We start from the raw sequence: 13,898 nt of genomic DNA, 5'->3' as shown, positions 1-13,898 counted from the left end.
TTTCTTCTATTTTACCACATTTTGCCGTTTAAAGCTTTGAGAAAATATGGTATACTAGAATGTAGCAAAAATTTAGAAATGGACGTAAAATAGAAGCATGGCACAGTTGTATTATCGTTATGGGACCATGAATTCAGGAAAAACGATTGAGATTCTCAAAGTAGCCTATAACTATGAGGAGCAAGGAAAGGGAGTTGTTATCATGACTTCGGCTCTGGATACAAGAGACGGTATAGGCTATGTGTCGAGTCGGATTGGCATGAAGCGACCAGCAGTTGCTATCGATGATACTACGGATATTTTTGGTTTTATTCGAGACTTACCTGAAAAACCCTACTGTGTTTTGGTCGATGAAGCCCAGTTTCTGAAGCGTCATCATGTTTATGATTTAGCTCGTGTCGTCGATGAGTTAGACATACCCGTTATGGCCTTTGGTTTAAAGAACGACTTTCGCAATGAACTGTTCGAAGGATCTAAACATCTATTGTTATTAGCAGATAAAATTGATGAGATCAAAACCATTTGTCAGTATTGTAAGAAAAAAGCGACCATGGTCTTGCGTACGCAGGACGGATTGCCAGTCTACGATGGTGAACAAATCCAGATAGGTGGGAATGAAACCTATATCTCGGTTTGCCGTAAACATTATTTTGCCCCACTGATAACATCTAAAAAGGAACAAGACTATGACAATTGAACTAAGAGATGTTACAATGAAAAATTATTATGATGTTCTGAATTTGGATGTTAAGGAATATCAAAAACAATTTATTGCTACTAACGCAATTAGTTTAGCTGAAGCATATGTCTACACAAAAAATGGAGATTTTGTAGCTCCATTGGCAGTTTATGATAATGATGCAATCATAGGTTTTGTGATGTTAGCTTATGATAAAAAAATCGGAATTAGTAATGGAAATTATTTACTATTTCGTTTCATGATTGATAAGCATTTTCAAGATCAAGGATATTTTAAACCAATTATGGATAAGGTGCTAGACTATGTTCGGACAGCGCCAGCAGGTTTAGCCAATAAACTTTGGTTGTCTTATGAACCAGAAAATGAACATGCAAGATCTTGTTACCTCAGTTATGGATTTAAAGAAACTGGGGAAATATTTGAGAACGAAGTAGTAGCCATATACGATTTAACAATTGAGAAATAAGGAGAAAAAATGAACATCTATGATCAACTACAAGCTGTAGAAGACCGTTATGAAGAGTTGGGAGAATTGCTGAGCGACCCTGATGTGGTCTCTGATACCAAGCGTTTCATGGAGCTTTCAAAAGAGGAAGCTTCTACTCGTGATACCGTAACTGCCTACCGCGAATACAAACAAGTCCTTCAAAACATCGTTGATGCTGAAGAGATGATTAAGGAATCAGGTGGAGACGCGGACTTGGAAGAAATGGTTAAGCAAGAGCTCAAAGATGCCAAGGCTGAAAAAGAAGAATACGAAGAAAAATTGAAAATTTTGCTCCTTCCAAAGGATCCAAACGATGACAAGAACATCATCCTAGAAATCCGTGGTGCAGCTGGTGGAGACGAAGCAGCACTTTTCGCTGGTGACCTCCTAACCATGTACCAAAAATATGCGGAAGCCCAAGGCTGGCGCTTTGAAGTCATGGAGGCTTCTATGAATGGTGTCGGCGGTTTCAAAGAAGTGGTTGCCATGGTTTCAGGTCAGTCTGTTTACTCTAAACTTAAGTATGAGTCAGGTGCTCACCGTGTGCAACGTGTTCCTGTGACAGAAAGCCAAGGCCGTGTTCATACTTCTACAGCGACAGTTCTTGTCATGCCTGAAGTGGAAGAGGTTGAATACGACATTGATCCAAAAGACCTTCGCGTTGACATCTATCACGCCTCTGGTGCTGGTGGACAGAACGTCAATAAGGTTGCGACTGCTGTTCGTATCGTTCACTTGCCAACCAATATCAAGGTTGAGATGCAGGAAGAACGTACTCAGCAGAAGAACCGTGAGAAAGCCATGAAAATCATCCGTGCGCGTGTTGCTGACCACTTTGCTCAGATCGCACAAGATGAACAAGACGCTGAGCGTAAGTCTACAATCGGTACTGGCGATCGTTCAGAACGAATCCGTACTTATAACTTCCCACAAAACCGTGTTACAGACCACCGTATCGGCTTAACCCTCCAAAAACTAGATACTATTTTGTCTGGAAAATTGGACGAAGTTGTGGATGCCTTGGTGCTCTATGACCAAACGCAAAAACTAGAAGAATTAAACAAATAATGAAATTAGCTCAAATGTTTAAAGATTTTGAGGAAAAGTTGATAGCGCAAGGAGAGGAAGCAGAAAGCCTCTCCTTTGTCTATCGTAGCCTGAAAAATCTATCTTTTACTGACTTCGTCTTTGCCCTTCAGCAAGAAGTTACAGAGGAAGAAAAAGAGTTTGTAGAGGAAATTTACACGAAACTGGCAAATCATATACCTGCCCAGTACATTATCGGTCATGCAGAATTTTTTGGGATGCAGTTAGAGGTCGATGAGCGCGTCTTGATTCCCCGTCCAGAGACAGAAGAGTTGGTGGAGCTCATCCTGGCTGAGAATCCGAAGGATAATCTCAAAGTTCTGGATATCGGAACAGGAAGTGGAGCTATTGCCCTTGCTCTAGCTAAAAATAGACCCGATTGGACAATTAAAGCTAGCGATATTTCTCAAGATGCTCTCGATTTGGCTAGGAAAAACGCCGAAATTCAAAATCTTAATATATTTTTAAAAAAATCTGATTGTTTCTCTGAAATTTCTTCAAAATATGATATAATTGTTTCCAATCCACCCTATATCTCTCGTAGAGATGAGTCAGAGGTTGGTTTGAATGTCCTACATTCAGAACCTCATCTGGCACTCTTTGCAGATGAGGATGGCCTAGCAATCTATCGCAGAATTGCTGAGGAAATCAAGAATTATCTAGGAGATGGTGGTAAGATTTACCTTGAAATTGGCTACAAACAAGGACAAAGTGTCCCTGAACTTTTTAGGAAACATCTTTCTGAAAAGCGAGTTCGAACTCTGAAAGACCAATTTGGCCAAGATAGGATGGTTGTCATTGATGATGGAGAAAATTAAGCACGAGCTTGAAAATGGTGGAGCTGTTGTTTTGCCAACGGAGACAGTTTATGGACTTTTTGCAAAAGCATTGGATAAAAAGGCTGTTGACCATGTTTATCAGCTTAAATGTCGTCCAAGAGATAAGGCTCTCAATCTCAATGTTGCTAGTTTAGACGATATCTTGAACTTTTCTAAGAATCAGCCAACTTATTTACAACAATTGGTTGAAAGTTTTTTGCCAGGCCCTTTGACCATTATCTTAGAAGCTAATGACAGAGTTCCCTACTGGGTCAATTCAGAATTGGCTACAGTTGGATTTCGGATGCCTAGTCATCCTGTTACCTTGGACTTGATCCGTGAGTTTGGTCCTTTAATCGGCCCATCTGCCAATATTTCAGGTCATGCTAGCGGTGTTAGTTTTAAAGAGATTCTGAAAGATTTTGACCAAGAGGTCTTGGGACTTGAAGACGATAATTTTTTAAAAGGTAAAGATTCTACTATTTTAGATTTAACTGGTAAGAAGGCAAAAATTATACGGCAAGGTTCAATCACTCAAGAAGACATTCTTGCCAAGCTACCTGAAATTTCTTTTGAGGAGGTATGATATGCTACGTGATTTGAAAACAACAGATGTTGCAGCTATTTGTGAGATTAACAAAGAAGCTTTAGGCTATTCGTTTACTTTAGAAGAAACGTCTAGTCAACTAGATAAGTTATCTCAAGACTCTCATCACTACCTACTGGGTTTCGAGGATTCGACCAGCCATGACTTACTTGGTTATGTTCATGCCGAGGTTTATGAATCCCTTTATTCAAAACCAGGTTTTAATATCCTAGCTTTAGCTGTTTTGCCTCAAACACAGGGTCAGGGTATTGGAAAAACTTTACTCCAAGGATTGGAACATGAAGCAAAAAAACGAGGCTATAACTTTATTCGCTTAAATTCTGCAGACCATCGTTTAGGTGCGCATGCTTTCTATGAAAAAGTTGGTTATACCTGCGATAAGATGCAGAAACGGTTTATTCGCATTTTTTAGTTTGGATTTTATATTCTTGTTGTAAAAACAAACTAAAGACCTGTCACACTATAAAGGAGAAGACCTATGATTTTTGACAAAGATGATTTTAAAGCTTATGATGCAGATCTTTGGAATGCCATTGCTAAAGAAGAAGAACGCCAACAAAACAATATTGAGCTAATCGCCTCTGAAAACGTTGTTTCTAAGGCTGTTATGGCGGCTCAAGGGTCTATCTTGACCAATAAATACGCCGAAGGTTACCCAGGACGTCGTTATTACGGTGGTACTGATGTAGTAGATATCGTTGAAAGTCTAGCTATTGAACGTGCAAAAGAAATCTTCGGTGCCAAGTTCGCTAATGTCCAACCCCATTCAGGAAGCCAAGCCAACTGTGCAGCTTACATGGCTTTGATTGAGCCAGGTGATACGGTCATGGGAATGGATTTGGCAGCAGGTGGGCACTTGACTCACGGAGCTCCTGTCAGCTTCTCTGGTCAAACCTACAACTTTGTTTCTTATAGCGTAGATCCAGAAACTGAGCTCTTGGACTTTGACGTTATCTTGAAACAAGCCCAAGAAGTAAAACCTAAACTCATCGTAGCTGGTGCTTCAGCCTATTCTCAAATTATCGACTTTTCGAAATTCCGTGAAATTGCGGATGCTGTTGGGGCTAAGCTCATGGTAGATATGGCTCATATCGCTGGTTTGGTTGCTGCTGGTCTGCACCCGAGCCCAGTTCCATACGCTCATATCACCACAACAACGACCCACAAAACTCTTCGCGGACCACGTGGTGGTTTGATTTTGACCAACGACGAAGATCTTGCTAAGAAAATTAACTCAGCTATCTTCCCAGGTATCCAAGGTGGACCTTTGGAGCACGTTATCGCTGCTAAAGCTGTGTCTTTCAAAGAAGTTTTGGATCCAGCCTTCAAGGAATATGCAGCAAATGTTATTAAGAACAGCAAGGCTATGGCAGATGTCTTCTTGCAAGACCCTGATTTCCGTATCATTTCTGGCGGAACTGAAAACCACCTTTTCCTAGTGGATGTAACTAAGGTTGTAGAGAACGGAAAAGTTGCTCAAAACTTGCTGGATGAAGTCAATATTACCCTAAATAAAAACTCAATCCCTTACGAAACCTTGTCACCATTCAAGACAAGTGGGATTCGTATCGGAGCAGCAGCAACAACTGCACGTGGTTTTGGTGAAGAAGAAAGCCGTAAAGTGGCAGAGCTTATCATTAAAGCCCTTAAGAATGCAGAAAATGAGGCTGTTTTAGAAGAAGTGAGAAGCGAGGTCAAAGCCTTGACAGATGCCTTCCCATTATACGAGGACTAAAAATTTTATGGACATTTATATTAAGAAAGCCATTATCCATCAGTTCAGTCCTGATGACACGGACTTGTTTCTAGCGGATAAATTTCTCAATATCACTCCAAAAATCGAAGAATACCTGCGCAAGAAAATTGAACGTGTGTATTCAGATGAAGCTAAGACTGGGATTTTCGAAGAAGAAAATCCCTTCTTCAATCATATCACAGACGATTTATTGGAGACATCGGTGACGCTGGCTAACCTCTGGAAAGAGGAGTTTAGCATTTCTGAAAATCTTAAGACCAATGACTTGGTTTTTGTTCAGTTTTCTAAAGAAGGAGTGGAACATTTTGCTTTCTTGCGAATTGCCCTGCGTGAGACCTTAACCCATCTGGGTGGAGAAGTTGACAATCCAATCAAGCTAACTCAAAACAATCTTCCAGGATTTGGTACAGGGGCTGACGAAGCCTTGGTGGTTAATCTTCATAGCCGAAAATATCACCTGATTGAAAAACGAATCAAGTATAACGGGACTTTTTTGAACTATTTTTCTGAGAATCTGATCCAGGCTCAGCCAAAGATTTCACCCAAGAAGTCAATCAAGGAACTTGAAAAAACAGCTCAGAGAATTGCAGAAACCTTTAATACAGATGATTTCCAGTTTCAATCCAAGGTCAAGTCTGCTATTTTCAACAACCTTGAAGAAAGCAATGAATTGTCTCCAGAAAAATTGGCAAATGACCTTTTTGACAACAATCTCACTGCACGTCTTAGCTTTATTGACCAAGTCAAGGAAGCAGTGCCAGAGCCAGTTCAGTTTGATGAAATCGATGCTAGTCGCCAATTAAAGAAATTTGAAAACCAAAAGCTTTCTCTGTCAAATGGGATTGAATTAATTGTACCCAATAATATTTACCAAGATGCTGAGTCGGTAGAATTTATCCAAAATGACAACGGAACCTACTCTATCTTAATCAAAAACATCGAGGATATACAAAGCAAATAATGTTTAAATTTATAAGAAGGGTCTTGCTACTTGTTCTTGTATTATTTACTGGCTATAAACTTTTTCACATATATCAGGATGTTAAGCAGGTCATGACCTATCAATCCTTGGTACGAGAAGTTTTAAGTGAGCAAGATACGCCAGCTAATGAAGAACTAGTCTTGGCCATGATTTATACCGAAACCAAAGGTAAAGAAAGTGACGTGATGCAGTCCAGTGAGTCTGCTAGCGGTACTACAAATACAATTTCTGACAATAGGAGTAGTATTCGTCAGGGAATTCAAACCTTGACTGAAAATCTTTATTTAGCGCAAGAAAAAGGAGTAGATGTTTGGACTGCTGTACAGGCTTATAACTTTGGTCCAGCTTATATCGATTTTATCGCTCAAAACGGGAAAGAGAATACACTTGCCCTAGCCAAACAATACTCACGAGAAACAGTAGCTCCAATTTTAGGAAATACAACTGGAGAAACCTACACTTACCTTAATCCTATTTCACTCTTTAGCGGGGCTGAACTCTACGTTGATGGGGGAAATTACTATTATTCGAGGCAGGTTAGATTGAATCTCTATATCATTAAACTTTTTAATTTATTTTAAGCACTTAGAAAATTCTAGGTGTTTTTATAAGCTTTCTTTAAGGCTAATAGACTATCCTAGATAGGAAAAGGAGGAACGTCTCATGCGAAAGAAATTCTTTCTGACTAGCGCTGCTGTTCTTTTGGCAGTTGCAACTTTGCAAAGTGCTCAAGCAGCCACTGATGTTCAAAAAGTAATTGATGAAACCTATGTGCAACCTGAGTACATCTTGGGTTCTTCGTTAACGGAAGATCAAAAAAATCAAACTTTAAAAAAACTTGGCTATAACGCCTCTACAGATACCAAAGAACTGAAGACTATGACACCAGATGTCTACTCAAAGATTATGAACGTCGCAAACGATTCAAGTCTTCAACTTTATTCATCAGCAAAAATTCAAAAATTAGGAGAAAAATCTCCACTTGAGGTCAAAATTGAAACCCCTGAAAATATCACTAAAGTGACGCAAGATATGTACCGTAATGCGGCCGTTACCTTGGGTGTTGAACATGCTCGTATAACCGTAGCTGCACCAATCCCTGTAACAGGTGAAAGTGCCTTAGCAGGTATTTACTATTCATTAGAAGCTAATGGTGTTCAACTTCCTCAAGAAAATAAAGACCTAGCTCAGGAAGAGCTAAAAGCCTTGTCAGACATTAACGATGAAAACAAGGACAAATCAGGCTTTGATGCCAATAAACTGAACGTAGCCCTAGCCGATATCAAGGCTGCAGTCGCTAAGGCTAAAGAGTCTAAGGGTGAGCTTACTGAAGATGATGTTCGTAAGATTGTAGAAGATACATTGAAAAATTATAAGCTAGATCAGGTTATAACAGGAAATCAGATCAATATCATCATCAACTTTGCCTTTAATCTTTCAAAGAGTGATATTCTGAATAATGAAGACTTCACAAAAACCCTAAAAGATTTGAAACAAAGCATTGTTGCGCAAGCAGGTGATAGTTTCAGCAATATTGACCTTAACTTTGATGCTAATAAAGCATTGGAGGACGGGGGCAATATTCTCAGTGCTATTTGGCAAGCAATTGTAAACTTTTTCAAGAGTTTTGGTGCTTAGGTTAATTCATGGTATAATAGATGGTAACAGAACAGTTGCCGTCTTTTTTTCGGCACATAGAAAGTGAAAAATATGTTAAAGAAAAATGATATTGTAGAAGTTGAGATTGTCGATTTGACCCATGAAGGAGCAGGTGTTGCCAAGGTCGATGGCTTGGTCTTTTTTGTAGAGAATGCTCTTCCGACTGAAAGAATCCTTATGCGTGTCCTTAAAGTCAACAAGAAGATTGGCTTTGGTAAAGTCGAGGAATATCTTACACAATCTCCACATCGTAATCAAGACTTAGATTTGGCTTACCTGCGTTCAGGCATTGCTGACTTGGGACATCTAGCTTATCCAGAGCAACTCAAGTTTAAAACCAAGCAAGTAAAAGATAGTCTATATAAGATTGCTGGAATCACGGATGTAGAGGTCGCAGATACTCTTGGTATGGAAGATCCTATCAAGTATCGTAACAAGGCTCAGGTTCCTGTTCGTCGTGTCAATGGTGTTCTGGAAACTGGTTTCTTCCGTAAGAATTCTCATGACCTTATGCCATTGGAAGATTTTTACATTCAGGATCCAGTCATTGACCAAGTTATCCTTGTTTTACGAGATTTGCTTCGTCGTTATGACTTAAAACCATATGATGAGAAGGAACAGTCTGGCTTGATTCGTAACCTTGTTGTTCGTCGTGGACATCATTCAGGTCAAATCATGGTTATCTTGGTGACAACTCGTCCTAAAATTTTCCGAGTAGAACAGTTGATCGAACAATTGATTAAGCAGTTCCCAGAAATAGTATCAGTTATGCAAAATATCAATGACCAAAATACCAATGCCATTTTCGGGAAAGAATGGCGTACGCTTTATGGTCAAGATTACATTACAGATCAAATGTTAGGCAATGATTTCCAAATCTCTGGACCAGCTTTTTACCAGGTTAATACAGAAATGGCAGAGAAGCTTTATCAGACAGCTATTGACTTTGCGGAGTTAAGTGAAGATGATGTGGTTATCGATGCCTACTCAGGAATTGGAACTATTGGTTTATCTGTCGCTAAGCATGTTAAGAAAGTCTATGGTGTCGAAGTCATCCCAGAAGCGGTAGAGAATAGCCAGAAGAATGCTACTTTAAACAATATCACCAATGCCCACTATGACTGTGACACAGCTGAAAATGCTATGAAAAATTGGCTCAAAGAAGGCATCCAACCAACAGCTATCCTAGTCGACCCACCACGTAAGGGCTTGACTGAAAGCTTTATCAAAGCAAGCGCTCAAACAGGAGCTGATCGGATCACCTATATCTCCTGTAACGTCGCTACCATGGCTCGGGATATCAAACTCTATCAAGAATTGGGCTACGAATTGAAGAAAGTACAGCCGGTGGACCTTTTTCCGCAGACGCATCACGTGGAGTGTGTCGCTCTGCTCATAAAAGCCTAGAAACCTTTGAACGAAAGGGATAATGAAAGCCTTGATTGCAAGGCTTTTTGTTATGTGGTGGGGAAGTATCAGGGTGTGGAATTTTTTTGGAGTGAGTAGAAGTGATAGCTAGAAATTATCCAATTCTATTTCCATTTACCCTATGGGTATGTGTTTGTTTCCATTGACAAGGAGTTTGAGGGAATAGAAACATACCCACCTTTCAAAGTCGTCTATATGGTTGCTATGGAAATAGTGGTAACAATTGAATGTAAACTGTTAGAGATGTTATAATTTTTTTAGAATTGAGGTGAATATGAATAATCAAGAATGCTTACTAACGATTTTTCTGCGTTTGCAGTCAGGTGCTCATCTTTCTAAGTTATAGCTAGCAGATGAGTTTGGAGTTAGTGAAAAAACGACACAGAGAGATTTTTCTCTCCTTGGTAGTTTCTACTCTTGCAGCGGAACTTGCATATGATGCAAAATACCATACACGTTATCTAAATGGAAAATCCTTATTTAATAAAAAGGACATTTTGGTTATATAAAAGATTTTATTAGAAAACCGTTCTTTGAACAAAGAGGAAAATCAGTCTTTAATCGATAGTTTATTAGCTTTAATTTCTAAAGTGGAACAAAAAGAGGTTTATCAAATTATTGCGAGTGAACTACTAAATTATGCGCCATTGTCTGATACTCAAAATAGAATTGTTAGAATCTGGGAATGGTCGGAATTGATACGAAAAGAGTAGGTTCTAGACATCCGGTATCAATCGCCTTATAATACTGAAAAACAACATACGTTTCTTCCCGTATCCCTATAATATGAAGTACATTATTTTTATGTTGTAGCATTTAACTTGATGTTTGAGTCGTATATGACACTAAAATTGGATAGAATTATAGATTGGAAAGTATCAAAAGAAAAGAAATCACTGACAAGTAATTACTTTCAAGTACATATAAAGGTTGAAATAAGAGCAGTAAAATGTTATGATAAAAAGAGAAGGTAGATTTAGGTATGGATAATGAAGATAAAACACTTCGTCATAGCCTTCAAATCAGGTTTCGAAATGGAAGCATGAGATACATTTGATTATTTTTGTATTGAACACATCGTTTTGTTGTGTTATTCTATAGGTTGATATAAATAAAGATGTAGGAGGAACCGAAACTATGACAGCATCAATGCGTATTAGATAAGCTGGCAGTAAAAAAGGCAGAATCTATCCCAATGATAGGCTTTTTTGTTGTGCTTATTTATACGATATTGAGCATTCATTAGTTGAGGTGAGGATATAGGTTATTTAACTATACCTTTATTTAACTATGTCTTTAATATGAATGTTTCCAGATTGTATGTATGCAGACCAAAAGCCACATTGTGGTTTTTGGTCTGCATTTTTTATTGCCTAGAATACTATTTAAAAAAGAAATTTAAGCAAAATAATATGCAGGAGATAATAGAAATGGAAAAATATATAAACTGGAAACTTAAGTTTTATACTATATGGGCAGGGCAGGCGGTATCTTTAATCACTAGTGCCATCCTGCAAATGGCGATAATTTTTTACCTTACAGAAAAAACAGGATCTGCGATGGTTTTGTCTATGGCTTCACTAGTAGGGTTTTTACCCTATGCGGTCTTTGGACCAGCCATTGGTGTATTAGTGGATCGTCATGATAGGAAGAAGATAATGATTGGTGCTGATTTAATTATAGCAGCAGCTGGAGCAGTGCTCGCTATTGTTGCATTGTATACGGAGTTATCTGTATGGATGGTTATGGTAGTATTGTTTATCCGTAGCATTGGAACGGCATTTCATTCTCCGGCTCTCAATGCGGTTACGCCGCTTTTAGTACCAGAAGAACAGCTTACGAAATGTGCAGGTTATAGTCAGTCTTTGCAGTCGATAAGTTATATTATTAGTCCGGCGGCTGCAGCATTGTTATACTCCGTTTGGAAATTAAATGCAATTATTGCTATCGATGTATTGGGTGCTGTGATTGCATCTATTACGGTAGCAATTGTAAGTATTCCTAAGCTGGGCGATCAAGTGCAAAGTTTGAAACCGAATTTCTTAAGAGAAATGAAAGAAGGAATTGTCGCATTGAGACAAAACAAAGGCATATTTGCCTTATTACTCTTAGGAACGCTATATACGTTTGTGTATATGCCAATTAATGCACTATTTCCTTTAATTAGCATGGAATATTTTAATGGAACACCTGTGCATATTTCCATTACCGAAATCGCTTTTGCATCTGGAATGCTAGTAGGCGGTCTACTATTAGGAAGGTTGGGGAACTTTGATAAGCGTGTATTGCTAATAACAGGTTCATTTTTTATAATGGGAGCCAGTTTAGCCGTTTCAGGATTACTTCCGCCAAGTGGATTTGTTATATTTGTAGCTTGCTGTGCAGTAATGGGGCTTTCGGTACCATTTTATAGCGGTGTGCAAACAGCTCTTTTTCAGGAGAAGATTAAGCCTGAATATTTAGGACGTGTATTTTCTTTGACCGGAAGTATTATGTCATTTGCAATGCCAATTGGATTAATTCTTTCTGGATTCTATGCTGATAGAATTGGTGTAAATCATTGGTTTTTACTATCAGGTATTTTAATTATTGGCATTGCTATAGTTTGCCCAATGATAACAGAGGTTAGAAAACTAGATTTAAAATAATATAATATTGGAGGGATATTTATGTATCTTATTTTCATGTAATTCTTCCTGCTAAAATCGCAGGGTTTTCCCTGCGTACAAGCAAATGAAAGCATGCGATTATAGACAGGAGGAAATGTTATGGAATTGATATTAAAAGCAAAAGACATTCGTGTGGAATTCACAGGGCGAGATGTTTTGGATATAGATGAAATAGAAGTATATGATTATGACCGTATTGGTTTAGTAGGAGCAAATGGTGCAGGAAAAAGCACTTTATTCAAGGTGCTTTTAGGGGAATTAACTCCTCCAGGATGTAAAATGAATCGTCTGGGTGAACTTTCCTTTATCCCTCAGTTGGATGAAGTAAGTTTGCGGGAGGAAAAAGATTTTGCATTAGTAGGCAAGCTCGGTGTTGAGCAATTAAATATTCAGACCATGAGCGGTGGGGAAGAAACAAGGCTTAAAATAGCACAGGCCTTATCAGCACAAGTACATGGTATTTTAGCCGATGAACCTACCAGTCATCTAGACCGTGAAGGAATTGATTTTCTAATTGGACAGCTAAAATATTTTACAGGTGCACTGTTAGTTATTAGCCATGACCGCTATTTTCTTGATGAAATAGTAGATAAAATATGGGAACTGAAAGATGGCAAAATCACTGAGTATTGGGGAAACTATTCTGATTATCTTCGTCAGAAAGAGGAAGAACGCAAGAGCCAAGCTGCACAATACGAACAATTTATTGCGGAACGTGCCCGACTGGAAAGGGCTGCGGAGGAAAAGCGAAAGCAGGCCCGTAAATTAGAAAAAAAGGCAAAAGGTGCTTCAAGGAAAAAAAGTACTGAGGGCGGAGGGCGTTTAGCTCATCAAAAATCAATGGGAAGTAAGGAAAAAAAGATGCATAATGTCGCTAAGTCCCTAGAACATAGGATTGCGGCCTTAGGAAATGTAGAAGCTCCGGAAGACATTCGCAGAATTCGTTTCAGGCAAAGTAAAGCATTGGAGCTCCATAATCCATACCCTATAGTCGGTACGAAAATCAATAAAATATTTGGGGATAAGGCACTGTTTGAAAATGCATCTTTTCAAATTCCTCTAGGAGCAAAAGTAGCGCTAACTGGAGGTAATGGAACAGGAAAAACAACCTTAATCCAAATGATCTTAAATCATGAAGATGGAATTACTATTTCACGTAAGGCCAAAATAGGATACTTTGCACAAAATGGTTACAAGTACAACAGTAAACAAAAAGTCTTGGAATTTATGCAGGAGGATTGTGATTACAATGTTTCGGAAATTCGTTCTGTATTAGCATCAATAGGAATTAAACAAAACGACATAGGAAAAAGTTTAGCTGTTTTAAGCGGTGGTGAAATTATGAAATTATTGTTAGCTAAAATGCTTATGGGTAGATATAACATCTTACTAATGGATGAACCCAGCAACTTCCTTGACATACCAAGCTTAGAGGCTTTGGAAATATTAATGAAGGAGTATGCTGGAACTATAGTGTTTATCACCCATGACAAACGGCTACTCGATAATGTGGCTGATGTGGTTTATGAAATTAGTGATAAGAAAATAAATCTGAAACATTAAATTTAAGGTAGTCGCTAGTCAGTATAGTCTGTTCTGGCTAGTGGCTTCTTTAATTTGAATTTAACTAGCCTCACAGATAAATTCTTTTAATACGCTATAAATCGTTCAGGTGCAATTTATGAAATTTGAAGTAATTTTCCAAA

13 protein-coding genes and 1 pseudogene are annotated in these 13,898 nt (G+C 38.5%); all 14 read left to right on the top strand.

All coding sequences use genetic code 11. From position 1 onward, the window contains the following. Nucleotides 1-97: 97 nt before the first annotated feature. The 14 genes and pseudogenes from ACORHT_RS05690 (at nucleotide 98) to msr(D) (ending at nucleotide 13,755) form a co-directional block, all read left to right on the top strand. Nucleotides 98-697: a thymidine kinase gene (locus tag ACORHT_RS05690; protein WP_434349674.1), complete on the top strand. Its 600-nt coding sequence runs from the start codon at nucleotides 98-100 to the stop codon at nucleotides 695-697. Further along, nucleotides 687-1,166, top strand: a complete 480-nt coding sequence (locus tag ACORHT_RS05685) for a GNAT family N-acetyltransferase (protein WP_434349673.1) — start codon at nucleotides 687-689, stop codon at nucleotides 1,164-1,166. The genes ACORHT_RS05690 and ACORHT_RS05685 overlap by 11 nt, the downstream gene beginning before the upstream one ends. Nucleotides 1,167-1,175: 9 nt before the next feature. Continuing rightward, nucleotides 1,176-2,255 carry a peptide chain release factor 1 gene (gene prfA / locus ACORHT_RS05680; protein ID WP_261115812.1) on the top strand — a complete coding sequence of 360 codons (1,080 nt, stop codon included), beginning with the start codon at nucleotides 1,176-1,178 and terminating at the stop codon, nucleotides 2,253-2,255. Beyond that, on the top strand, nucleotides 2,255-3,091 hold the full coding sequence (prmC, locus tag ACORHT_RS05675; protein WP_434349672.1) for a peptide chain release factor N(5)-glutamine methyltransferase: 837 nt from the start codon (nucleotides 2,255-2,257) through the stop codon (nucleotides 3,089-3,091). The genes prfA and prmC overlap by 1 nt, the downstream gene beginning before the upstream one ends. Further along, a complete protein-coding gene (locus tag ACORHT_RS05670; RefSeq protein WP_434349671.1) occupies nucleotides 3,075-3,677 on the top strand; it encodes an L-threonylcarbamoyladenylate synthase in 603 nt (200 codons plus the stop codon). Before prmC ends, ACORHT_RS05670 begins: the two co-directional genes overlap by 17 nt. 1 nt (nucleotide 3,678) lies before the next feature. Further along, nucleotides 3,679-4,110 (top strand): GNAT family N-acetyltransferase, encoded by a 432-nt coding sequence (locus ACORHT_RS05665; RefSeq protein WP_434349670.1) that lies wholly within the window; start codon nucleotides 3,679-3,681, stop codon nucleotides 4,108-4,110. Between the two features lie 66 nt (nucleotides 4,111-4,176). After that, complete coding sequence (gene glyA / locus ACORHT_RS05660; RefSeq protein ID WP_434349669.1) at nucleotides 4,177-5,433, top strand: serine hydroxymethyltransferase; 1,257 nt, start codon at nucleotides 4,177-4,179, stop codon at nucleotides 5,431-5,433. A gap of 7 nt (nucleotides 5,434-5,440) precedes the next feature. Further along, on the top strand, nucleotides 5,441-6,415 hold the full coding sequence (locus tag ACORHT_RS05655; protein ID WP_434349668.1) for a nucleoid-associated protein: 975 nt from the start codon (nucleotides 5,441-5,443) through the stop codon (nucleotides 6,413-6,415). Next, nucleotides 6,415-7,017 (top strand): lysozyme family protein, encoded by a 603-nt coding sequence (locus tag ACORHT_RS05650; RefSeq protein ID WP_434349667.1) that lies wholly within the window; start codon nucleotides 6,415-6,417, stop codon nucleotides 7,015-7,017. Before ACORHT_RS05655 ends, ACORHT_RS05650 begins: the two co-directional genes overlap by 1 nt. An 82-nt stretch (nucleotides 7,018-7,099) precedes the next feature. Beyond that, complete coding sequence (locus ACORHT_RS05645) at nucleotides 7,100-8,074, top strand: DUF1002 domain-containing protein (protein WP_434349666.1); 975 nt, start codon at nucleotides 7,100-7,102, stop codon at nucleotides 8,072-8,074. A gap of 72 nt (nucleotides 8,075-8,146) precedes the next feature. Next, on the top strand, nucleotides 8,147-9,502 hold the full coding sequence (rlmD, locus tag ACORHT_RS05640) for a 23S rRNA (uracil(1939)-C(5))-methyltransferase RlmD (RefSeq protein ID WP_434349665.1): 1,356 nt from the start codon (nucleotides 8,147-8,149) through the stop codon (nucleotides 9,500-9,502). A gap of 295 nt (nucleotides 9,503-9,797) precedes the next feature. Then, nucleotides 9,798-10,416: pseudogene (locus tag ACORHT_RS05635) on the top strand (helix-turn-helix transcriptional regulator); the annotation flags it as partial. 537 nt (nucleotides 10,417-10,953) lie between these two features. After that, nucleotides 10,954-12,171: a macrolide efflux MFS transporter Mef(A) gene (gene mef(A) / locus ACORHT_RS05630; RefSeq protein WP_299324675.1), complete on the top strand. Its 1,218-nt coding sequence runs from the start codon at nucleotides 10,954-10,956 to the stop codon at nucleotides 12,169-12,171. A 120-nt stretch (nucleotides 12,172-12,291) separates the two neighbouring features. Further along, nucleotides 12,292-13,755, top strand: coding sequence for an ABC-F type ribosomal protection protein Msr(D) (msr(D), locus tag ACORHT_RS05625; protein ID WP_015057857.1), 1,464 nt, complete (start codon nucleotides 12,292-12,294; stop codon nucleotides 13,753-13,755). Nucleotides 13,756-13,898 lie beyond the last annotated feature (143 nt).

The sequence above is a fragment of the Streptococcus sp. KHUD_014 genome, from assembly GCF_051106275.1.
GTDB lineage: Bacteria > Bacillota > Bacilli > Lactobacillales > Streptococcaceae > Streptococcus.
The sequence above is the reverse complement of the archived record's forward strand: the minus strand, read 5'-3'. Positions and strand labels throughout refer to the sequence as shown.